This window comes from Leifsonia aquatica, from assembly GCF_014190775.1.
GTDB classification, from domain to species: domain Bacteria; phylum Actinomycetota; class Actinomycetes; order Actinomycetales; family Microbacteriaceae; genus Leifsonia; species Leifsonia aquatica.
This window is the reverse complement of sequence record NZ_JACHVP010000004.1, coordinates 213,801-237,551: the sequence shown is the minus strand read 5'-3', so window position 1 is coordinate 237,551 and position 23,751 is coordinate 213,801. Positions and strand designations below refer to the sequence as shown.

Below are 23,751 nucleotides of genomic sequence, written 5' to 3'. Positions count from 1 at the left end.
TCCCGGGCGATCGACACGTCGTCCGGGATCCCAGACGGGGGATGCGCGGGCTCATCGGCCCGCGCATCCCCCGCTCGGTATCGTCGCGCTATGAGCACCAGCGCGTTGTCCGTCGACCCCCTGTGGCCCCGGGCCGGTGACTGGCCGGCGTTCGACGCGCTGCCGGAGGGGGAGCGCGCGGACCTGACGCTGCTCGGCATCCCGACCTGGCGCACCTCGCTGTCGGCGACGGGAGCACACGCGACGCCGGCCGCCCTACGGGCCGCTCTGCGCCGCTACTCGGAGCACGCCGCGGGGCTCGCCGTCGAGGGGCTCCGGCTGACCGACGCCGGAGACGTCTCCGAGCCGGACGGCGAGGAGGGGGAGGCGCGCGCGACCGCCGCCATGCGCGCAGTCGCCGCGCGGTCGATCGTGACCGTCGCGGTCGGTGGGGACAACGCGCTGACCGTTCCCGCGGCGCTGGGCGCGTACGGCTCCGACCTCGGCACGGCCGGGCTGATCACGCTCGACGCCCACCACGATCTGCGTGACGGCATCTCGAACGGGTCGCCGGTGCGGCGGCTCGTGGAGGCCGGGCTCGCCGGTGAGCGCATCGTCCAGATCGGCATCGCGGACTTCGCCAACTCCGCCGCATACACGCGGCGTGCGGCCGACCTCGGCATCACGGTCGTGACGCGCGATGCCCTGCACGGACGGCCGTGGGAGGACGTGATGGCGGAGGCGCTCGAGATCGCGGGGGCGGCGAGAGGTCCGGTGCACGTGGATCTCGACGTGGACGTGTGCGATCGCTCGGTGGCTCCCGGGTGCCCGGCCTCCGTGCCCGGTGGCCTCGCCGCGTGGGAGTTGCGCCGGGTCGCCCGCCTGGCCGCGGGTTCCCCGCTCGTGCGGTCGCTCGATATCGCCGAGGTGGATGCCACGGCCGACGCCGCGGACGAGCGGACCGTGCGGCTCGCGGCGCTGCTGGTGCTCGAGGCCGCTGCGGGAGTGGCGTCGCGCGCCTCCTGAGCCGGCCGGTCGATGGGCGGCTTACGCGCCGCCGATGACCGTCCGCGCCACAAGCGGCACGCCGGGGCGGTAGGCGAGGTGCACGTACGAGGGCGCGTCGAGCACCACGAAATCGGCGCGGGCGCCGGCACGCAGGTGACCGACGTCGTCCCGGCGCAGCGACTCCGCACCACCGAGGGTCGCGGCTCGCAACGCCTCCGGCACGGTCATCTCCATGTCGCGCACGGCGACCGCGATGCAGAACGCCATCGATGACGTGAAGGACGAGCCCGGGTTGCAATCGCTCGCGAGCGCCACGCGCACGCCCGCATCGAGCAGGCGGCGGGCATCGGGATACGGGTGCCGGGTCGAGAACTCGACGCCCGGGAGGAGGCCGACGACCGTGGTCGAGCCGGACAGGGCCTCCACATCGCGATTGGCGAGGTACGTGCAGTGGTCGACGGCGGCGGCGCCCAGTTCCACAGCGAGGGCGATGCCCGCGCCGGGGCCCAGCTGGCTCGCGTGCACGCGCAGGCCGAGCCCGCGCTCCGCTCCGGCGGTGAGGATGCGGCGCGTCTGGTCGGGGTCGAACGCGCCGGTCTCGCAGAAGACGTCGATCCAGCGGGCGTGGGGGGCGCAGGCGTCGAGCATCGGGCCGACGACCAGGTCGACGTACTCATCGGGACGATCGGCGTACTCGGGCGGGACCACATGCGCTCCGAGGAATGTGGTCTCGGCGGTGACTTCCCGCGCCAGACGCAGGGAGCGCTCCTCGTCGCCGACTGTGAGGCCGTAGCCGCTCTTCACCTCGAAGGTCGTGGTGCCCTGGGCGCGCAACTCGCTCGCGAACCGGCTGAGCTGGTTACGCAGCTCGCCGTCGGAGGCGGCTCGTGTCGCCGCGACGGTGCTGCGTATGCCACCAGCGGAATACGGTTGCCCGGCCATCCGCGCCTCGAACTCCGCCGCGCGATCTCCGGCGAACACGAGGTGCGTGTGGCTGTCGACGAAGCCCGGGATCACCGCTGCGCCGCGCGCATCGTGTACCTCGTCGGCATCGCCGAGGGGAGCGCTCCCGGCCGGCCCGGTCCATTCGACGCGCCCGTCCACGCTGAGGATCGCGGCGTCGCGCACCAGGCCGAGGGGCCCGTCATGCGCCGGGTCGAATGTGACGAGTTCGCCGATACCCGTGAGGAGCGTCGCGCGTGGCATCAGTTCGCCTCGCGCTCCCGGGCGGCGTGCTCGCGGGCGGCGTGCTCGCGCATCGGGACGCGCAGACCGCGCTCGTCGGCGACCTCCACCGCCCGCTCGTAGCCCGCATCCACGTGGCGCATGACTCCGGTGCCGGGGTCGTTGGTCAGCACGCGCTCGATCTTCTCGGCCGCCAGCGCGGTGCCGTCGGCGACGATCACCTGGCCGGCGTGGATGCTGCGGCCGATCCCGACGCCGCCGCCGTGGTGCAGCGAGACCCAGGTCGCGCCAGAAGCGGTGTTGAGCAGGGCGTTCAGGAGCGGCCAGTCGGCGATCGCGTCGGAGCCGTCGGCCATCGACTCGGTCTCCCGGTACGGGGACGCGACCGACCCCGAGTCGAGGTGGTCGCGGCCGATCACGACCGGGGCGCTCAGCTCGCCGGAGGCGACCATCTCGTTGAACTTGAGGCCGGCGAGGTGCCGCTCCTTGTAGCCGAGCCAGCAGATCCGCGCCGGGAGGCCCTCGAACGGTACCTTCTCGCCGGCCTGCGTGATCCAGCGGCGCAAGTGCTCGTCCTCCGGGAAGAGTTCCAGCACGGCGCGGTCGGTCGCCGCGATGTCTGCCGGATCGCCCGAAAGCGCCGCCCAGCGGAACGGGCCCTTGCCCTCGGCGAAGAGCGGGCGGATGTAGGCCGGGACGAACCCGGGGAAGGCGAACGCCCGGTCGTAGCCGCCCAGCTGGGCTTCGGTGCGGATCGAGTTGCCGTAGTCGAAGACTTCGGCACCGGCGTCGAGGAAGCCGACCATGGCCTCCACCTGGGCCGCCATGGAGGCGCGGGCCGCGTCGGTGAACGCCTCGGGATCCGCGGCGGCGCGATCGTGCCACTCCTCGACGGTGACGCCCACAGGCAGGTAGCTGAGCGGGTCGTGGGCGCTGGTCTGGTCGGTCACGATGTCGATCGGGACGCCGCGGCGCAGCAGCTCCGGGAACACCTCGGCGGCGTTGCCCACGAGGCCGACGGAGAGGGCGCGACCCTCGTCCTTCGCCGCGACGGCACGGGTGACGGCGTCGTCGATGTCGTCGGCGAGCTCGTCGAGGTAGCCGTGGTCGACACGGCGCTGCAGGCGGGCGCGGTCGACGTCGACGATCAGCACGGCGCCGCCGTTCAGCGTGACGGCGAGGGGCTGCGCGCCGCCCATCCCGCCGCATCCACCGGTCAGCGTCAGGGTTCCGGCGAGCGTGCCGCCGCTCTGCTCGTCGTGGCCGCCCCGCTGGGCGGCGAGCTTGCGGGCAACCGCGCCGAACGTCTCGTAGGTGCCCTGCAGGATGCCCTGCGAGCCGATGTAGATCCACGAGCCGGCGGTCATCTGGCCGTACATCGTGAGGCCGAGCGCCTCCAGGCGGCGGAACTCGGGCCACGTCGCCCAGTCGCCGACGAGATTCGAGTTGGCGATCAGCACGCGCGGCGCCCACTCGTGGGTGCGGAACACGCCGACCGGCTTGCCCGACTGCACGAGCAGGGTCTCGTCCGCTTCGAGGTCGCGGAGGGTCTCGACGATCGCGTCGAACGCCTCCCAGCTGCGGGCTGCCCGGCCGGTGCCGCCGTAGACGACGAGGTCGTCGGGGCGCTCGGCCACGTCGGGGTCGAGGTTGTTCATGAGCATCCGCAGCGGGGCCTCCGTCTGCCAGCTCTTGGCGCTCAGCTCCGTGCCGCGTGCCGCGCGCACTGGTCTCGCTCCGTCCATGTGTCTCGACTCCTTCCGTCTCCCGCCGAGAAGGCGGATTGTTCGCCTTCTCGGCGGATTTCTGTGCAGTTTCTGCCCGCTCGGTGAGCGGGATGTGGTCAGGTGAGCGGGATGTGGTCAGGTGAGGGGGGTGGGGAGGGCGGCGTCGGCGGCGTCGCGGAGGGCACCGGATGCGACGAGCGCGACCGCGGCCTCGATCTCGGGGGACAGGTAGCGGTCGGGGCCCGGGCCCGCGACCTGCTCCCGCAGCGCGGCGGTCACGGCTCCGGTCGCCGGGCCCTGCGTTAGCGGCGCGCGCAGGTCGGCGCCGCGGGAGGCGGTCAGCACCTCGATCGCGAGCACCCGGGTGAGGCCGTCCACCGCGCGGCGGAGCTTGCGACCCGCGGCCCAGCCCATCGACACGTGGTCCTCCTGCATGGCGGACGACGGGATGGAATCGACCGACGCCGGAGCCGCCAGGCGCTTGAGCTCGGAGACGATGCCCGCGGCGGTGTACTGCGCGATCATCAGCCCGGAGTCGACCCCCACCTCGTGGGCGAGGAACGGCGGCAGCCCCTGGTTGCGGGCCGGGTCGAGGAAGCGGTCGGTGCGGCGTTCGGACATGCTCGCCACATCCGCCACCACGATCGCCAGGAAGTCGAGCACGTACGCGACGGGCGCGCCGTGGAAGTTGCCGTTCGACTCCACCCGGCCGTCGAGCGTCAGCACCGGGTTGTCGACCGCGGAGGCCAGCTCGCGCTCGGCGACCACCGTCGCGTGGGCGACCGTGTCGCGCGCGCCGCCGTGCACCTGGGGCGAGCAGCGGAGGGAGTACGCATCCTGCACCCGCGTGCACTCGGGACCTTTGTGGCTCGCGACGAGGGGGGAGCCGGCGAGCAGGGCGCGCAGGTTGCCCGCCGAGACCGCCTGGCCGGCCTGGGGGCGCAGTCGCTGCAGGTCGTCGGCGAACACGGCGTCGGTGCCGAGCAGCGCCTCGACGCTGAGGGCGGCGGCGATGTCGGCCGTGGTGAGGAGACGCTGGAGATCGTGCAGCGCGAGCGACAGCATCCCGAGCATCCCGTCGGTGCCGTTGATGAGCGCCAGACCCTCCTTCTCGGCGAGCACGAGCGGCTCGATGCCGGCGGCGGCCAGGGCGTCCGCGGCATCCAGCAGCTCGCCGTCGACGCGCACCTGGCCCTCACCCATCGCCGCGAGGGCGCAGTGAGCGAGCGGGGCGAGGTCGCCGGAGCAGCCGAGCGATCCGTACTCGCGCACGATCGGCGTGATACCCGCGTTGAGCACGGCGGCGTAGGTCTCGACCGTGCGCGCAGTGGCGCCGGTGCGGCCGGTCGCGAGGGTCGCGAGACGCAGCAGCATGAGGGCGCGGACGACCTCCCGCTCCACCTCCGGGCCGCTGCCCGCGGCGTGCGAGCGCACGAGGCTGGCCTGCAGCTGCGCGCGACGCTCGGCCGGGATGAACGTGGTCGCGAGGGCGCCGAAGCCGGTCGAGATGCCATAGTGCGGCTCCACGTCGTCGGCGAGCCCCTCGACGATGGCGCGGGAAGCGCGGACCGCGTCGAGCGCGTTCGGGTCGAGCTCGATGCGGGCGCCGTGGCGGGCGACGGCGACGACGTCCGCGACGGTGAGCGGCGCGGCGCCGACGATGACGGGGGCGGTGGTGAGGAGCATGCTCCGATCCTCGCCGCGGGGCCGCCGCGGCGGGCCGGTTGTAGACTCGACTCTGTCCGGGATACCAGACAGCGACCGTGCGAGGAGGCCCGATGAGCAAGGTGCCCGCCGCCGAGAACACGCTGCTCATCCTCGGTCACCTCGCCACGCAGCGCGGGCCCGTACCCGCCGCGAGCATCGCGACCGCACTCGGCCTCCCGCGCTCGACGGTCTACCACCTGCTCTCGGTGCTCGGCGATCACGGGTTCGTCCTGCACTTCCCGGAGGCACGGCGCTACGGGCTGGGCGTCGCCGCGTACGAGCTGTCGAGCGCGTTCTCGCGGCAGCAGCCGCTCAGCCGGCTCGGCCGCCCGATCGTCGCCGGGCTCGTGGACGCGATCGGCGAATCCGGGCACGTCGCCGTGCTGCACGGCCGCGACGTCGTCTACATCGTCGAGGAGCGCGCCCCGCGCCGGCCGCGCCTCGTCACCGATGTCGGCGTCCGCCTCCCGGCTCATCTGACGGCGAGCGGCCGCGCGCTGCTGGCGACATTGCCGGCCGGGCAGCTGCGCGCCCTCTACCCGGACCGCGACGCCTTCGAGGAGCGCGCCGGCGCCGGCCCCCACTCCTACGGCGAACTGCGCCGGGTGCTCGCCGACGTGCGCGTGCGGGGCTTCGCGACGGAGGACGGCGAGGTCACACCGGGCTTCGCGTCCGTGGCGGTGTCGGTGCGGGATCACGCCGGGTGGCCCGCGGCGGGAATCGCCGTGACCTTCCCGCGTGAGAACGTGCCGCCGGAGGAGTGGGAGGCGCTCGCCGCCCGCGTGCGGGAGGCGGCCGCCGAGCTGTCGCGGCGCATCCGCGGGGCGTGAGAGCGGCCTCGCACCCGCCAACTCACCCCGCGGCCAGCGTGAGCGTCGCCTCCCGTTCCCGGCCGCTGCGAACGTAGCCGATCGCGACCTCGTCGCCTGGGTCGGAGGTGATCTGCACGGCGGTCAGCACGTCGACGCTGCTCGCGGGAGTGCCGTTCAGAGTGGTGACGACATCGCCGGCGCGCAGGCCGGCGCTCGCCGCCGGGCCTCCGGCCTCGACCGACTGGACGAACAGACCGTCGGTGATCCCGTAGGCCGCGGCGACGCCGGGCGGGATGGGGAGCACCTCGAGCCCGGCGGTGGGGTACGAGACCTTCCCGGTCTCGATGAGCTCGTGCGCGATGCTCATCGCCGACGACTCGGGCACTGCGAAGCCGATGCCGACGCTGCCCGTGCTGCTCTGGCCTCCACTGCCCGGCACGGTCGCGATCGCGGTGTTGACGCCGATCAGCTGACCGCGGCAGTCGACCAGTGCTCCGCCGGAGTTGCCGGGGTTGATGGAGGCGTCGGTCTGGATGGCCCCGACGAGCACCGCGTTGCGATCGTCCTCGCTCGGGACGGGGACGGTGCGGCCGAGCGCGCTGACGATGCCGGCCGTGACGGTGCTCGAGAGGCCGAGCGGGGCGCCGAGCGCGACCACCGGCTGGCCGACGGAGAGTCCTCCGGAGTCCCCGATGGAGATCACCGGGAGCGGCTCGTCGTCGTCGACCTTCACGACGGCGAGGTCGGTCTTCGGGTCGCGGCCGATCAGCCGGGCATCGAGGTCGTGGCCGTCGCTGAACCGAACCGACAACGTCCCTCCCAATGCGGCGGGGGAGATGACGTGGTTGTTGGTGAGGATGTAGCCGTCGTCGGTGATGATCTGCCCGCTGCCGTTGCTCCTGCCGCCCGAGGACGAGGTGACGGAGATGGTGACGATGGTGGGCAGGACGCCGTTCGCGACGGATGCGGCGTCGCAGGATCCGCTGGTGCCCGCGGTGACGGCGGTGGTCGCGATGGTCCCCGCGATGAAGCCGCCCGCGATGAGGGTGAGGGCGGCTCCCGTCACGAGCAGGGCGGTGGCCCAGCCGGCGCGGGTCGGCGTGCCGGGATCGTCGGCGGGTGCCTCGGGCGCGGCGGCAGCATCGACAGGTGCGGCGGCCGGATCGCGCACTGGTGAGGCGGCGGCGCTCTCGGCCGCGGACGGATCGGGAGTCGGTTGCTGGTCCGTCATGGCGCCTCCTGGAGGGTGTGGCGCCAGGCTAGTGGCCGGGATGCGCGCCCCGCTACGCCCATTCGCGCCCCCGACATTCGTGCCGAATGTCGGGAAAGGCGGCGCCATTCACGACATTCGTGCCGAATGTTGCGGAGAGGCGGGAGGGGGGAGGTGCGCGCGGGAGAGGCCCGGGCGTGGCACCAGGCGGGGCGGGCGGAGGGGCGGACGGCGGCGCGGGCGAGTTCACTTTTCGGACACTTTCGCGCAGCCTCCCGGACACCGGGAGGGCTCCTTTCGTTCCATCCGGCATCGATAGCCTCCCTATCGGTTCTCGCAGGCGCTTGACGAAGACGGCGCCGGTAGGGTTAGCTCTCTGCCATGACAGCGCTGTCACACGCGGGGTCATCCGGTCACACCTTCACCAGAACCAGGAGCTCATCCATGCCCCGCACGTCACTTGCGCCCTCGGCGCATCCGAGGAGCCGCGCGTTCGCGGGCCGGCTCGCCGCCGTCGCCTCCGCTGTCGCGCTGGTGGCCTCCGGGACCGGCCTCACGGCACTGCCCGCGATGGCCGCACCGGACGCGGCACCGGCGGCCACCGCCTACACGTCGTTCGTCGACCCGTTCGTGAGCACGGCGGGCGACGACGGCAACGACCTCCCTGGCGCGCAGGCGCCGAACGGTCTCGCGAAGGTGAACCCCCTCACCACGCCGAACCGCAACCACACCGGCTACGACTACAACGAGAAGAAGATCGCCGGCTTCACCCAGACCAACCTCGACGGCGTGGGCGGTTCGGGAGGCGGCGGCGACATCCTCGTCGTCCCGACCGAGGTCGGCTACTCGGCCCGCCCCTCCACCGGTTCGTACGCGCACCCGTACTCGCACAGCGACGAGGCCGCGACGCCGGGCTACTACCGCGTGGGCCTCGGCGAGATCGCCGGCACCGACGGCGCCGTGACCGCGCCGGGCGGCACGATCAACGCCGAGGTCGCCGCCGCGACCCGGACCGCCATGCACCGTTACACGTTCCCGGCGGGCAAGACCCCCTCGCTGGTCTTCGACCTGAACAACAACTTCACCAGTCGCACGGGGTCGTCCATCACCACGACGACGCTCGCCGACGGCCGCATCGCGCTCTCGGGCACCTTCGCCGGCAACTTCAACGGCGCCTCGTACGCGATGGCGTACTACGCGGAGACCGCGCAGAAGGTCGCCTCGGTGCGCACCTGGGCAGACGGCTCGGCGCTCGACACGACCGCGAACCGCACCGGCACCGACACCGGCGCGGTGATCACCTTCGACCCGGCCGCCGGCTCGCAGGTCGAACTGCGCATCACGCTCTCGCCGATCAGCGCCGCCCAGGCCCAGATCGACCAGGCCAACGAGGTCGGCGGCAAGACCTTCGACCAGGTGCGCGCCGAGACGGCCGCCGCGTGGAACGCCCGCCTGGGCGCCGTCGACGTGACCGCCTCGACGAAGAGCGACCCCGACGGCACGCTCAAGAAGCTCTTCTACACGCACCTGTACCGGATGTTCGCGGTGCCGACCAACGCCACCAGCACCTCCGGCACCTACCGCGGCGTCGACGGCGCCGTGCACCAGGTCGACGACTACACGTACTACGACGGCTGGTCATCGTGGGACGACTTCCGCAAGTACTCGGTGATCGCCTACGTCGACCCGACCCTCTACCGCGACATGATCCAGTCGCTGATCACCCTCTTCGCCGACCAGAACGCGTCCGGTGCGGCCAACCTCGCCAGCCTCGTGCAGGGCGTGCCGACGGTCCGCTGGGAGCGCTCCGCCGTGATCGTCGCCGACGCGCTGTCGAAGGGCTACACCGGCTTCACCCGCCTCGACGAGGCGTACCCGACCCTGCACAACCTCGTCGGGTACTACTCCGGCCAGGAGCTGCGCCAGGGCTACATCGCCGACCGACCGGGCTCGTCGCTCGAGCGCGGCTACGACCAGTGGGCGCTCGCGATCATCGCCGACGCCCTGGGCAAGACCGACGAGGCGAAAGACCTGCGCGCCCAGGCGGCGCTCCCGTTCCAGAACGTCTTCAAGGCGGGCGCGTGGACGGCCGCCGACGGCACGCAGGTCGGCCTCCTGACCCCGCGCAACGCGGCGGGCGACTGGACGAGCGTCGACTACGAGCGCTTCGAGACGGCGAACCTCTACCAGGGCACCCCGTGGCAGTACAACTGGTACGGCGCCTATGACATGGCCGGCACCATCCAGGCCATGGGCGGCTCGAAGGCGGCCAAGCTGGCCGTCGAGCACATGTTCGGCGAGGACTCGGCGACCGACGACGGCAAGGGGATGCTGCACTCCAACGCCAACGAGATCGACCTGCAGGCGCCCTACCTGTTCAACTACGTGGGCGAGCCGAGCCTGACCCAGAAGTGGGCGCGCGCGATCTACACGAAGCCGACCTGGAACCGGTACATCGCGACCGGCAGCACCAACGAGGCGCCGAGCGGCAACGGCGAGTTCACGCCGCCGGTCAAGACGAACGTCTACAAGCTCGACCCGGCCGGCTTCCTGCCGACGATGGACAACGACGCCGGCACCATGTCGACCATGTTCGTCGCCGCGGCGATCGGCCTCTTCCCGGTGACCGCGGGGTCGTCGCAGTACCAGATCGGCTCGCCGTTCTTCGACTCGACGAAGATCACCTACGACACCGGCCGGTCGTTCACGGTCTCGGCGGGCAATGTCTCGTCCGACGACTTCTACATCCAGTCGGCCACTTTGGGCGGCGCGGCGTACAACAACACGTGGGTGGACTACTCCTCCATCGTCGGCGGCGGCACGCTCGCCTTCGACATGGGCGCGAAGGCGACCTCGTGGGGCGCGGACACCAAGCCCGCGTACTCGATGAGCACCGGCTCCACCGGCACCCCGGGCAACCCGGGCGGCGGCGACGGCGGCAGCGCGAAGACCTACCCGGTCACCGCGTCCGCGACCTCCCTCGCGGCGGCGGCGGACGGAACCGTCTCGGGTTCGATCGTCCTGACCCTCGGGGGCGGCGCCACCTTCACCGGCGCCGTCGGCTCCAGCATCACGGGTGCAGGAGGGGCGACCGTGAGCGGCCTGCCCGCCTCGGTCACCGCCGACCTGCGCGTCACCACGGCGACGACCGCGACCCTCCGCCTCTCCGGCACGCTCACGAAGAACGCGCGCTTCCACGTGAACTTCGCTGACGCGGCCCTCGGCGGCGGAGCCACCGCGGCGGCTCTGACCGGGCAAGGCGTCTCCGACCTGTCGGCGCTCGAGCTGACCGTCTCCAACGCCGACCGCGTCGCCCTGCAGAAGCTGGTCGACCAGGCCGCGCTGGTGCAGCCGGGCAACTACTCGTTCGCCTCGTACAGCGCGCTGACCAAGGCGCTGACCTCGGCCCAGAAGGTGCTCGCCGACGCGTCCGCGACCAGCTCCAAGCTGCGCAGCGCGACCAGCGTGCTGCAGGCCGCGATCGACGGCCTCGGTCTCGACCAGGGCGCCTACCGGGTGCTGCAGGCCGAGCAGTCGGACGAGTGGTCGGGAGGCTCGCTCAAGAACGAGGCGTACCAGTCCACCGGCGACCTCGGCGGCGTGACCACCGGCTCGTGGGTGCGCTACAACAACCTCGACTTCGCGGGCTCGACGCCCAAGCGGATCGCGATCCGCTACGCGAACTCGCAGGCGACCAACGCGGCGCCCTCGACCGCGACCGTGCACGCCGGGGACGAGAACGGTCCGGTCGTCGGCACCGTCAGCCTCCCGGGCACCGGCAGCTGGGGCAACTACGTCACGGTGTCGGCGGCAGTCACCGACCCGGTCGCGCTCGCCGCGGCCAAGCGCGTGACCTTCACCTTCACGGCGCCGGACGGCCAGGCCTGGGTGTCCAACTTCGACTGGTTCCAGTTCTCGGCGACCGCATCGGACGGCGCGGCACCGGTCGTCGTCGAGGCGGAGGCCTGGAAGACGAACAGCGGCGGCGGCCTCAAGTCGGAGCAGTCCACCTGGAGCGACGGTGCGGTCACCGACCTCGGCGCCACCTACGACAAGGCGTGGCTGGACTACGGCACCATCGACTTCGGCACCACGCCGATCTCGGAGGTGGCCATCCACTACGTCAACAACTCGTCCCGCTGCGGCGCGAACTCCAGCGTCGACGTGTACCTCGACGGCTACGACCCGGCGAACCCGGGCACGCCGTACGCCAACGTCCCGCTCGCGGTGACCGGCTCCGACTGGGTGAAGGCGGGCACGGCCTCCATCACCCTGCCGAAGACGATCACGGGCAGCCACCGCCTCTACCTGGTGCTCCACACCACGCCGGATGCGAGCCACCCGTACGTCGCCAACATCGACAACGTCACTTTCGTGCCGACCAAGAACACCACGACGGTGCTCGAGGCCGAGGCGTGGAAGACCAACAGCGGCGGCGCCCTGAAGAGCGAGACCTCGACGTGGAGCGACGGCACCGTCGTCGACCTGGGCGGCACGTACGACGGCGCCTGGCTCGACTACGGCACCATCGACTTCGGCGGCACCGCGGTCACGCAGGTCGCGACGCACTACGTGAACAACTCGGCCCGCTGCGGGACGAACTCGCGCATCGACCTCTACCTGGACGCCTTCGATCCGGCTGCCCCCGGCACGCCGTACGCGACCCTCCCACTCGCTTCCACCGGCGCCGACTGGGTCAAGTCCGGCACCGCGCAGCTTGCCCTGTCGAAGTCGATCACGGGCAGCCACCGGGTTTACCTGGTGCTGCACACGACGGCGGATGCGAACCACCCGTACGTCGCCAACATCGACAAGCTGACCTTCACCACGGGCGTCGACAAGACCGCGCTGCGCAACGCGATCGACACGACCGCGCCGCTGGCCGACAAGACCGGCGTCTACGGCTCGATCGACTTCGCGGTCTTCCTCCGCGAGCTCGCCGCGGCCAAGAAGCTGCTCGCCTCCGACACCGCCACCCAGAGTGCGGTCGACGCCCAGGCGCGCAGCCTGAGCCTGGCCGCCAGCCAGCTGACCCCGGTCTCGCGGCTCACCCTCGCCCACCTCGTGAGCGTGGCGTCGGCCGTGACGAACGAGCGGTACACCGACGAATCGTGGGCGGCCTTCCAGTCCGCTCTCGACGCCGGCAAGGCCGTTCTGGCGGACTCCGGGGCGACGGATGAGGCACTCCAGGCCGCGGCCGCCGCGCTCTCCTCCGCGCAGGACGGCCTCGCGGCCAAGCCCCTCGTGGCTCCGGCCGTGCCGATGTCGGTGACCGCCACCGTCAGCGGATCGAGCGTCGCCGTGCGCTGGACCGCCCCGGCGGAGGACGGCGGATCGCCGCTCACCGGCTACCTCGTCACCCTCGACGACGGCCACACGATCACGATCAGCGACCCGACCCAGCTCTCGGCCGTCTTCACCTGGCTGAAGGCGGGGCAGGCCTACACCGCGCAGGTCAGCGCGCTGAACGCGACGGGAGCCTCCGCTCCCTCGACCGCGGCACCGGCGACCCCGGAGGCGGCCCCGGCCGTCGCGGAGACGTTCGCGGCCCTCGCGTCCACGCCCTTCCCGAGCGGCACGATCACCGCGTCGTACCCGTCCGACTCCTGGCCGGCGACCCCGACCGGCGTGGACTACAACGTGTACATCCTGCGCGGCTTCTCCGCCCTCGGCACCGGCACCCTCGGCGCCAACGAGAAGGTCGCCGACCTGAGCACGATCTCCGCGGAGAACGACAAGAAGGTCATCGCGATCAACCACGCCGCCACCAGCGCGCAGGTCGACCGCGCCCAGCGCGACGCCGACAACTCGCCGGCGACGACGATGACCGACGCCCTCGGATCGCGCCTCGGCACGCTCTACGCGGCGGCCATCGGCGCGGGCAAGCTGCCGAAGACGCAGGCCATCCTCGACCGGGTGGCCTCGGGACTCGGCGGTGCCGATGCCGCGAAGCCCTACTTCCAGTACCTGCGCCCGTACGTGCGCATGGGCCTGGCCAGCCAGGGCGGCCTGATCTACGACAACAAGACCGGCGGTTACGACGGTCTGGCGGGGAGCGGTTCCTACCCGAGCGGTCACACGTTCGGCGGGTACACGTTCGGCACGACCATGGCGACCCTGCTGCCGGAGCTCGCTCCCCAGCTGCTCGCCCGGGCCTCCGAGTACGGCAACAACCGCATCATCCTGGGCTTCCACTACCCGCTCGACGTCATGGGCGGCCGGATGGACGCGCAGGCGACGGTCGCGCACCGCTGGGCCGACCCGGCCTTCGCCGACCTGATGCTCCAGGCGCACGACGAGCTGGAGCAGGTGCTGGTGCAGGAGTGCCAGGCGAACGGGTACGGCGACACCCTCGCCGCCTGCTCGGGCACGCCGTACGCCGGCCTCGACGACGCCGCGGCGACCGATCTCTACACCCAGCGTCTCGACTACGGCTTCACCAAGGTCGCGGCGGCGGGCGTGAAGGTCACCGTGCCGGCGGAGGCGGCGAGCCTGCTCACCACCGCCTTCCCGGACCTGACGGACGCGCAGCGCACGCAGATCCTGGAGCAGACGGCGCTCGACTCGGGCGACCCGCTCGACCTGACCGCCCAGGGCGACGCCAGCTGGGAGCGCCTCAACCTCGCCAAGGCGCTGACCGCGCAGGTGAAGCTCAACGCCGACGGCACCGTCACGGTGACCAACTACGCCGACGCCACCCAGCGCAGCGTCGCGACCGCCTCGGCGATCAGCGTCGCCGGAACCGCGCTCGACGGCTTCGACCCGGCCACCCGCACGTACGTGGTGGACTGGCCCGCAGGTCGCGCCCTCCCGGCGGTCACGGCGACGGCCTCGGCCGACGGCGCGACGGTCGCGGTGGCCGAGCCGCTCACGGCCGGCTTCCGCTCGCTCGCGGCGGTCGACGACGCCTCGGCCCGGTCGCGCACCGTCACGGTCACCTCGGCCGACGGCAACACGAGCCGGACCTACACGGTGGCGTTCTGGATCACCGCAGACGCGCACCTGCCGGGCGGGGTCGTCGACCCGGGCACCGGCGGGGGCACCGATCCCGGCAACGGTGGGACGGACCCGGGCACCACCCCCGGCACGGGCGGCGGATCGGGCACGACCCCGGCCGGCAACGGAAGCGGCTCGATCGCGGGCTCCGGCAGCGGCGACCTCGCCGACACCGGTGCGGCCGACTTGAGCCTGGCGGCTCTGGGCGCCCTGCTCGCGCTCGCGCTCGGAACGGCACTCGCGGTCCGCCGCCGGCGCCGGCACCTGACCCGCTAGCCGCGCCTCACGCACGACGGCCCGGACACCCGATGGTGTCCGGGCCGTCGGCGTTCGTCAGCTCACTGTCCCGAAACGCAGCCGGTGGTCACGACATGCCGCGCGCGCACGTGCGCGGACGGCATGTCATGACCACTAGTTGCGACCGCCGCCCTCACGCGCCGACGTAGCGGGCGAGGTGCTCGCCGGTCAGCGTGGAGCGCGCGGCGATCAGATCGGCAGGGGTGCCCTCGAAGACGACGTGCCCGCCGTCGTGGCCGGCGCCCGGCCCGAGGTCGACGATCCAGTCGGCGTGCGCCATGACAGCCTGGTGGTGCTCGATCACGATCACCGACTTGCCGGAGTCGACCAGCCGGTCCAGGAGGCCGAGGAGCTGCTCGACGTCGGCCAGGTGCAGACCGGTGGTCGGCTCGTCGAGCACGTACACGCCGCCCTTCTCGCCCAGGTGGGTGGCCAGCTTGAGGCGCTGGCGCTCGCCGCCGGAGAGGGTGGTGAGCGGCTGGCCGAGGCTCAGGTAGCCGAGGCCGACATCCTCCAGCCGGTCCAGGATGGCGCTGGCCGCGGGGGTGCGCGCCTCCCCGGCACCGAAGAACTCGCGGGCCTCGGTGACCGGCATGGCGAGCACCTCGCTGATGTCCTTGCCGCCCAGCGTGTACTCGAGCACCGACGCCTGGAACCGCTTGCCGCCGCACTCCTCGCAGACGGTGGCGACGCTCGCCATCACGCCGAGGTCGGTGTAGATCATCCCGGCGCCGTTGCAGGTGGGGCATGCGCCCTCGGAGTTCGCGCTGAACAGCGCCGGCTTCACGCCGTTCGCCTTGGCGAACGCCTTGCGGATCGGCTCGAGCAGCCCGGTGTAGGTCGCCGGGTTGCTGCGCCGCGACCCGCGGATCGCGCCCTGGTCGATCGAGACGACGTCCTCCTGCGACGACACCGACCCGTGGATGAGCGAGCTCTTGCCCGACCCCGCGACCCCGGTCACGACGACCAGGACGCCGAGGGGGATGTCCACATCCACGTCGTGCAGGTTGTTCGCGGTCGCGCCGCGCACCGCGAGCGCACCCGACGGCGTGCGCACCGCCTCCTTGACCGCGGCACGGTCGTCGAGGTGGCGGCCGGTGAGGGTGCCGCTCGCGCGCAGCCCCTCGACGGTGCCCTCGAAGCAGATCGTTCCGCCCGCGGTGCCGGCGCGCGGTCCGAGATCGACCACGTGGTCGGCGATCGCGATCGCCTCGGGCTTGTGCTCCACCACGAGCACGGTGTTGCCCTTGTCGCGCAGGCGAAGCAGCAGTTCGTTCATCTTCTGGATGTCGTGCGGATGCAGCCCGATCGTCGGCTCGTCGAAGACGTACGTGACGTCGGTGAGGGACGACCCCAGGTGCCGGATCATCTTGGTTCTCTGGGCCTCCCCGCCCGAGAGCGTGCCGGAGGGCCGATCGAGCGACAGGTAGCCGAGGCCGATCTCGACGAACGAGTCGAGCGTGTGCCGCAGGTTCGCCAGCAGCGGCGCCACCGTCGGATCCTGGATGCCCCGCACCCACTCCGCCAGATCGCTGATCTGCATGGCGCACGCGTCGGCGATGTTCACGCCATCGATGCGGGAGGAGCGGGCGCCCTCGTTCAGCCGGGTGCCGCCGCAGTCCGGGCAGACGGTGAAGGCCACGGCCCGGTCGACGAAGGCGCGGATGTGCGGCTGCAGCGCGTCGCGGTCCTTGGAGAGGAACGACTTCTGGATCTTGGGCACCAGGCCCTCGAAGGTCAGGTTGATGCCCGAGATCTTGACCTTCGTCGGCTCCTTGTAGAGGAAGTCGTTGCGCTCGGTCTCGGTGTAGTCGCGGATCGGCTTGGACGCGTCCAGGAACCCGGACTCGGCGTACTGCCGCACCGCCCAGCCGTCGGCCGTGTAGCCGGGGATGGTGATGGCGCCCTCGGCGAGCGACTTCGTCTCGTCGAACAGCTCCGCGAGGTCGATCTCGTTGACCGTCCCCATCCCCTCGCAGCGCGGGCACATCCCGCCGGTGAGGGTGAAGCTGCCCGCCGCCTCCTTGCCGGTGCCGCGCTCGATCGTGACCGCGCGATCGCCGTGCACCGACGCGACGTTGAACGAGAAGGCCTGCGGCGACCCGACGTGCGGCTGCCCCAGGCGGCTGAACAGGATGCGCAGCATCGCGTTGACGTCCGTCACCGTGCCGACCGTCGAGCGCGCGTTGGCGCCCAGCCGCTCCTGGTCGACGATGATCGCGGTCGTCAGCCCCTCCAGCACATCCACGTCGGGCCGGGCCAGCGACGGCATGAACCCCTGCACGAACGCGCTGTAGGTCTCGTTGATCATCCGCTGCGACTCGGCCGCGATCGTCCCGAACACCAGCGAGCTCTTGCCCGAGCCGGAGACGCCCGTGAAGACGGTGAGCCGCCGCTTCGGCAGGTCGACGCTGATGTCCTTGAGGTTGTTCTCGCGGGCGCCCTGCACCCGCAGCAGGTCGTGCGAGTCGGCGACGTGCGTGTCGGCGATGCGCGTGTCTCCGACAGGCGTGGTGGGCGTGCTCATCGATCTCTCCCTCGGTCCGGCGCCACCCACGCTAGCGCCTGGGACCGACGCCCACAGCGGCGCTCAGTGCGTGGTGACGGGATGCAGCGCGTTAGACAGCGTGCAACCCGCCTCGCCGGGCTCCAGGGTCACGTTCTGCGGATGCCGGACGTGGACGGTGCCGTCAGCATCCCGCGTGCCCACGAGGCAGTCCTTCGTGCCCGCGATGCCGACTGCGGCGCCGAGTACGTCCCCTTCCGCTCCGGAGTCGCGGGTCAGCCGCGCACCCGTGACCTCGTCCGACCGGACGGACCCGTCGGGGAACGCCTTCTCGAGGTCGTTCGCGAGGCCGGCCCGCGTCGCCGCGGAGAGGACCGCCGTGAGGCGCGTCTCGGTGTCGTCGGGCAACGCGGGGACGGGGGCGGGGGAGGGAGGCGGCGACGGCGGTGACGGGAGGCAGCCGACCTCGTCGACCCCGGTCGGCCGCCACTCGAAGAACGCGAAGACCTGGAACGCGTAGCATCCCGACCACACGCCCTCCGACCAGCTCGCGCCGCCGAAGCTCGAGGAGGAGTGCGCGGGCACGTGCGCCGAGATCCGGAGGACGAACCGCGCACCGCCGGGATCCCTGGTCATGCCGTCCCATGCGATCGCCTCGCTCGTGAGGTCGGAGGTGAACTCGCCCACGCGAGACGAGCTCCAGGAATCCGACGCGTCAGAGTAGCTGTAGGCGAAGTCGGAGGCCAGGACGTTGCGTGGACGTGCGTCGTCGATGGCGGCGGCGACGCGGTCGGCTTCGTGCCGTGCGGCGTCGTGGGCACGGGCATCCCCGTTCGTCGAGCCGAGAGGCCCGACGCATCCCGACAGTCCCGTGACGAGTGCCGTGCTCAGCAGCACGGCGCCGACGATCCGACGCATCCCATCCCCCGATCCCCCGACCGCTGTTCAGGCCAGTATGCCCGGTCCCGCGCTCCGCCATCCCCGCGCCGCCCACTCCAGCCGGCGCAGCGACTCGCGGTTGCGCACGTGCAGCGCGACGTCCGCGAGGGGCGCGGGGATCAGCCGGGCCGGGCCGGCGACGGGATGCTCCTCCATGCGCACGAGGCAGCCGTCGCGGTGCGGGCGCACGTCGATCACGACCCGCTCCTCGCCGACCGGGCGCGTCTTGGCCTGCAGGACCATCCGGCGCGGCGGATCCCACTCGTCCACGCGGGTCTCGTCGTTCAGCACGAACGGCCAGACCCCGATGGAGTGGTGCAGCTTGGAGCCGGCCGCCGGGTAGGTGTCGTCGGCCGCGCGCATGCGCGACGCTCCGACCACCCAGCTCGGGTACACCCAGGGGTCGGCGAGCACGGCGAAGACCTGGTCGGGCGTGCAGCGGAATCGTCGGACGGTCACGGACATGTCGTCACTCCTCGGGGGCGAGAGACGGCATGTGGGTCACACCGAATTCGTGGCGCAGCGCACTGCGCGCCGCGTAGTACCCGCCGAGTCCGTGCACACCCGGTCCGGGGGCGGCGGACGCCGACGCGAGATAGAGCCCGCGACCGGGCATGCGCCACGGGTCGGGGGAGAGGACGGGCCGGACGATCAGCTGGCGCAGGTCGGGCATCCCGGTGGAGATGTCGCCGCCGAGGTAGTTGGGGTTGTACAACTCCATCTGATCGGCGGTCCGGGAGGTGCTGGCCAGGATGAGGTCGCGGAAGCCCGGCGCGAAGCGCTCGAGCTGTCGGATGACGGCCTCGGTCCGGTCAGCAGCGGAGCCGTGCGGGACGTGCGTGTACGCCCAGAGGACATGCTTGCCCGCGGGGGCGCGGGTGTCGTCGAAGAGCGACGGCTGCGAGACGAGCACGTACGGGTCGTCGCCGATCGCGCCGCGCGCCACCTCGCGCTCGGAGCGGGCGACGGCGGCGCGGGTGCCACCCACGTGCACCGTCGCGGTCTCGTTGAGCTCGGGGTTCGCCCACGGCACCGGCCCCGAGAGCGCGAAATCGACCTTGCAGACGCCATTCCCGCTGCGGAAGCGGGAGACGCTGCGCTGGTAGGAGGGCGCGAGCCGGTCTTCGCCGAGCCGGGCGGCCGCACGCACGTGCGTGTCGAAGACGACGATGCGCGACTCCGGGAGGTCGGCCAGGCTCGTGACCTCGGTGCCGGTGACGAGCTCGCCGCCGTGCGCCTCCAGATCCGCGACCAGGGCGTCGGCGATGCTCTGCGAACCGCCGATGGGCACGGGCCAGCCGCGTGCGTGGCCGTAGGCGGCGAGCGTCAGGCCCGCGGCGGCACCTGCCACGCTCGGGAGCGCGAGGGTCGTGTGCGCGAACGCGCCCGTCAGCAGCGCCCCCGGCTCCTCGGTGCGGAAGGGCAGGTTCCACCAGGGACCGCCCTGGAGCAGCGCGGTCGCCCCGAGCCGGGCGGCGACGAGGGGATGGCGCGGGAGGCCGACGATCGCCGAACCGGTGAACTGCGCCACCTCGTCCGCGTGCCGGGCCAGCGGTCCGATGAGTGCGCGCCAGGCCGCTCCGTCGCGGCCGAGTGCGTCGGCCGTGCGCTCGATGTCGCGGTACGCCACCGCGGCGCGGCCGCCGTCCAGGGGATGGGCGTACGACGCGGTCGGGGTGACGAACCGCACCCGCTTCTCCAGCTCGAACCGGCGGAAGAAGCCGGACGCGAACGCCAGCGGGTGCACCGCCGAGCAGATGTCGTGCCGGAAGCCGGGGAGCGTGATCTCCTCCGTGCGCATCCCGCCGCCGGCGGTGGCGTTCCGCTCGTACACCCGCACCGACAGGCCCGCGCGGGCGAGGGTGACGGCGGCCGACAGCCCGTTGGGGCCGGAGCCGATCACGACGGCGTCGAGCGAGGAGGCGGAGGGCATACCTCCTGTATACCCCGTGCCCTCCAAACGGGTTCCGGGATCGGCAGCCGCTTCACAGCCTGCGTCCTGTATCGTTGGGAGGTCGGCTCTTGACACCGCGCATGTCGCGCGGATGGGTTTGTAAGTCAAGCGGGCCGGTTCTGCACCCGATCAGCGGTGCGGACAATCACGATGTGAACGGCCCCGGACGATGTTCGACGGGGATTCCCCGGTGCGCTTCTGCGTGCCGCCGCGCACCTGAGATAACCCAGGAAGAATCACGCATGCCCCCGTACAAGAAGAACGACCGACCCAAGCAGGTCGGCAGCAAGAGCCCCAAGCACCGCGGCTACCGCGCCGAGGAGCAGACCGCCGGCAAGAAGGCCCGCTGGACCGCCGAGGACCGCGCCACCCGTGGCGGCAGCGCCGAGCGCGGCCGTGCCGTCTACGGCACCCGTGGCGGCAGCTCCGACGCCGCCGGCCGCGGCCGCAGCGAGCGCCCGAACTGGGAGCCCCGCGGCAAGGACGCGCGCCGCACCGAGCGCGAGTGGGACAGCCGCGGCCGCGCCGGTCGCGATGAGCGCCCCCGTCGCGACGCCGACGAGCGCCCCCGCCGCTCGTTCGACGACCGCGCCGACCGTCCGCGTCGCGACGACGACCGTCCCCGTCGTTCGTTCGACGACCGTGGCGATCGTGCCCCGCGTCGTGACTACGACGACCGCCCGCGTCGCTCCTTCGACGACCGCGCTCCGCGTCGTGACAACGACGATCGCCCGCGCCGTTCGTTCGACGACCGTGGCGACCGCGCCCCGCGTCGCGACGATGACCGTCCCCGTCGTTCGTTCGACGACCGTGGCGATCGTGCCCCGCGTCGTGACAGCGACGACCGTCCGCGTCGCTCCTTCGACGACCGTGGCAGCCGTCCCGAGCGTCCGCGCCGTGACGCCGACGACCGTCCGCGTCGTTCGTTCGACGACCGTGGCGACCGTGCCCCGCGTCGCGACAACGACGACCGCCCGCGCCGCGACTTCTCCGACCGTCCCCGCCGCTCCATCGAGGACCGTGGCGACCGCGCTCCCCGTCGCGACAGCGACGACCGTCCCCGTCGTTCGTTCGACGACCGTGGCGACCGTGCCCCGCGTCGCGACCACGACGACCGCCCGCGCCGCGACTCCTCCTTCTACCCGTCGCGCGACGACAAGCCGTCGTTCAACGCGCAGGACGACGTCGTGCTCGAGCGCCTCGAGGCCGAGGCCATCCAGGCCGCGGACGTCGACGGCGTGACCTTCGCCGACCTGGGCTTCGGCGGTAACGTCGTGCGTGCGCTCGCCGAGCTGGGCGCCGACAAGCCGTTCCCGATCCAGGCCGCGACCGCGCCCGATGTGCTCTCCGGCAAGGACGTGCTCGGCCGAGGCCGCACCGGCTCCGGCAAGACCATCGCGTTCGGCGCCCCCATGGTCGAGCGCCTCATGGCGCTCTGGGCCGAGTCGGGCAAGGCCGGCGGCAAGCGTCAGATCGGCCGTGCCCCGCGCGCGCTGATCCTGGCCCCGACCCGCGAGCTCGCCCTCCAGATCGATCGCACCGTGCAGCCCATCGCCCGCAGCGTCGGCCTCTTCACCACGCAGATCTACGGCGGCGTGCCCCAGGGCCGTCAGGTCGGCGCGCTGCAGCGCGGCGTCGACATCGTGATCGGCACCCCGGGCCGCATCGAGGACCTCCTCGAGCAGGGTCGTCTCGACCTCAGCGAGGTCGTCATCACCGTCCTCGACGAGGCCGACCACATGTGCGACCTCGGCTTCCTGGAGCCGGTGCAGCGCATCCTGCGCGAGACGTCGGAAGGTGGCCAGAAGCTGCTCTTCTCGGCGACCCTCGACAAGGGCGTCGCCCAGCTCGTCGACGAGTTCCTCGTCGAGCCCGCCGTGCACGAGGTCGCCGGCGAGGACCAGGCGTCCTCGACGATCGACCACCGCGTGCTCGTCATCGAGCACCGCGACAAGCCCGCCATCATCGAGCAGCTCGCCGACCGCGAGGGCAAGACGCTGATCTTCGCCCGCACCCGCGCGTTCGCCGAGATGCTCGCCGACCAGCTCGACGACGCCGGGATCCCCGCCGTCAGCCTGCACGGCGACCTCAACCAGTCCCGCCGCACCCGCAACCTCGCGCAGCTCACCAGCGGCCGCGTGAACGTGCTGGTCGCGACCGACGTCGCCGCCCGCGGCATCCACGTCGACGACATCGACCTGGTCATCCAGGCCGACGCCCCGGACGAGTACAAGACCTATCTGCACCGCTCGGGCCGCACCGGCCGCGCCGGCAAGCAGGGCACGGTCGTCACGCTCATCCCGCGCCAGCGTCAGCGCCGCATGAACGAGCTGCTCGACCGCGCCGAGATCGAGGCGGACTTCGTCCCCGCGATCCCGGGCGACCAGCTGCTCACCGACCTCGCGCAGGCTGGCGCGCTCGCCGCCGCCGAGGCGTAAGCGACCGCTCGCACCACGAAGCCCCCGTCCGCTGCACAGCGGGCGGGGGCTTCTGCGTGCGCGGAACCGGACGCGGTCTCAGCCGGCCAGCTGCGCGAGCGCGTGCCGGCCGATCCCGCCCATGCGGGGGTTGTCGTCCGAGTGGGCGGCGAGGGCCGTGCCCATGGTGACCGCCCAACCGCGGGCGCGCCGCCAGGTCGCGTCGTCGACGGAGTCGTCGAACGCGGCGCGGAACGCCTCCCGCGCCGGGCCGTCGAAGGTGAGCCAGGCCGTCGCCAGGTCGGTCGCGGGATCGCCGGCCGTCACGTCGCCGAAGTCGATGACAGCGGCGAGTCCGTCCACGCCCTCCGCCGTGCCGTCGGGTGAGTGGAGCACGAGGTTGCCGGGGTGGAGGTCGCCGTGCAGCCAGAGCGCCGGGCCGTCCCAGACGGGTGCGGCCAGCGCGTCCTCCCACGCCGCGGTGAGCGCGGTCGTGTCGCGGCGGGCGGCGAGCAGGGCGATGCGCTCGCGGACGGCCGCGTCGCGCGTGGCGAGCGGGACGCCGCGCACGGGGTTGACCGGGGCATCGGCGGGCGCGGGGATGTGCAGAGCGCGCACGAAGGCCGCGAGCGGCTCGGCGATCACGGCCCGGGCGGGTGCGTCGACCGAGGCGCCGTCGATGCCCTCCAGCCACCGGATGATGCTCCAGGGCCACGGGAAGATCGCGCTCGGCACTCCGACGCGGACGGGCGCGGGGACGGGCACCGCGACCCGCTCGGCGATCGCGCCGAGCACCTGCTGCTCGTGCTCGATCAGGTGCGCCGCCACCTCCCGGCGCGGCACGCGGACCGCGAAGTCGTCGCCGAGGCGGAAGATGCGGTTGTCCCAGCCGTCGGAGACGAGCCGGAGCGGCCCGGCGAGATCCGGGTGCTGCTCGGCGATCATCCGGCCGACCAGGTCGGCGTCGGCGGAGATGTCCGCAACAGGGGTCGAGCTCTGATTCACGCGCTCGAC

The 23,751-nt window shown here is 72.5% G+C and carries 13 protein-coding genes; 4 read left to right on the top strand and 9 right to left on the bottom strand.

Translation table 11 applies throughout. The features are described 5' to 3' along the window. Positions 1–90: 90 nt before the first annotated feature. Positions 91–1,005, top strand: coding sequence for an arginase family protein (locus FHX33_RS17125; protein ID WP_021761465.1), 915 nt, complete (start codon positions 91–93; stop codon positions 1,003–1,005). A gap of 21 nt (positions 1,006–1,026) precedes the next feature. On the opposite strand, the gene hutI is transcribed toward FHX33_RS17125, so the two are convergent. The 3 genes from hutI to hutH all read right to left on the bottom strand — a co-directional run bounded on the left by hutI (position 1,027) and on the right by hutH (position 5,585). Then, on the bottom strand, positions 1,027–2,193 hold the full coding sequence (gene hutI / locus FHX33_RS17120) for an imidazolonepropionase (RefSeq protein ID WP_021761467.1): 1,167 nt from the start codon (positions 2,191–2,193) through the stop codon (positions 1,027–1,029). Then, positions 2,193–3,917, bottom strand: a complete 1,725-nt coding sequence (gene hutU, locus FHX33_RS17115) for a urocanate hydratase (RefSeq protein WP_051336925.1) — start codon at positions 3,915–3,917, stop codon at positions 2,193–2,195. Before hutU ends, hutI begins: the two co-directional genes overlap by 1 nt. Before the next feature lie 117 nt (positions 3,918–4,034). Next, positions 4,035–5,585, bottom strand: coding sequence for a histidine ammonia-lyase (hutH, locus tag FHX33_RS17110; protein ID WP_183428770.1), 1,551 nt, complete (start codon positions 5,583–5,585; stop codon positions 4,035–4,037). Between the two features lie 92 nt (positions 5,586–5,677). Here hutH and FHX33_RS17105 point away from each other — a divergent pair, with 92 nt between their 5' ends. Further along, positions 5,678–6,436 carry an IclR family transcriptional regulator gene (locus FHX33_RS17105; RefSeq protein ID WP_183428769.1) on the top strand — a complete coding sequence of 253 codons (759 nt, stop codon included), beginning with the start codon at positions 5,678–5,680 and terminating at the stop codon, positions 6,434–6,436. A gap of 22 nt (positions 6,437–6,458) precedes the next feature. Here the strand turns inward: FHX33_RS17105 and FHX33_RS17100 are convergent, their stop codons facing one another. Then, a complete protein-coding gene (locus FHX33_RS17100) occupies positions 6,459–7,649 on the bottom strand; it encodes a S1C family serine protease (RefSeq protein WP_183428768.1) in 1,191 nt (396 codons plus the stop codon). A 423-nt stretch (positions 7,650–8,072) separates the two neighbouring features. Between FHX33_RS17100 and FHX33_RS17095 the strand changes: the two genes are divergently transcribed. Further along, entirely contained in the window at positions 8,073–14,900 is a 6,828-nt protein-coding gene (locus tag FHX33_RS17095) for a glycoside hydrolase domain-containing protein (protein WP_183428767.1), read from the top strand. Positions 14,901–15,054: 154 nt separating this feature from the next. Here FHX33_RS17095 and FHX33_RS17090 read toward each other — a convergent pair whose 3' ends face one another. The 4 genes from FHX33_RS17090 to FHX33_RS17075 form a co-directional block, all read right to left on the bottom strand. Continuing rightward, positions 15,055–17,448: an ATP-binding cassette domain-containing protein gene (locus FHX33_RS17090; RefSeq protein WP_021764573.1), complete on the bottom strand. Its 2,394-nt coding sequence runs from the start codon at positions 17,446–17,448 to the stop codon at positions 15,055–15,057. A 63-nt stretch (positions 17,449–17,511) separates the two neighbouring features. Further along, a complete protein-coding gene (locus FHX33_RS17085) occupies positions 17,512–18,345 on the bottom strand; it encodes a hypothetical protein (protein ID WP_021764574.1) in 834 nt (277 codons plus the stop codon). 27 nt (positions 18,346–18,372) lie between these two features. Further along, the gene (locus FHX33_RS17080) at positions 18,373–18,831 is read right to left on the bottom strand and encodes an SRPBCC family protein (RefSeq protein WP_183428766.1); all 459 of its coding nucleotides are present in this window, start codon (positions 18,829–18,831) and stop codon (positions 18,373–18,375) included. 4 nt (positions 18,832–18,835) lie between these two features. After that, positions 18,836–20,299 carry a phytoene desaturase family protein gene (locus FHX33_RS17075; RefSeq protein ID WP_021764215.1) on the bottom strand — a complete coding sequence of 488 codons (1,464 nt, stop codon included), beginning with the start codon at positions 20,297–20,299 and terminating at the stop codon, positions 18,836–18,838. Positions 20,300–20,562: 263 nt separating this feature from the next. On the opposite strand from FHX33_RS17075, the gene FHX33_RS17070 reads away from it, so the two are divergent. Then, a complete protein-coding gene (locus FHX33_RS17070) occupies positions 20,563–22,758 on the top strand; it encodes a DEAD/DEAH box helicase (RefSeq protein WP_183428765.1) in 2,196 nt (731 codons plus the stop codon). Between the two features lie 78 nt (positions 22,759–22,836). Here the strand turns inward: FHX33_RS17070 and FHX33_RS17065 are convergent, their stop codons facing one another. Beyond that, on the bottom strand, positions 22,837–23,742 hold the full coding sequence (locus FHX33_RS17065; protein ID WP_338092044.1) for an aminoglycoside phosphotransferase family protein: 906 nt from the start codon (positions 23,740–23,742) through the stop codon (positions 22,837–22,839). Positions 23,743–23,751 lie beyond the last annotated feature (9 nt).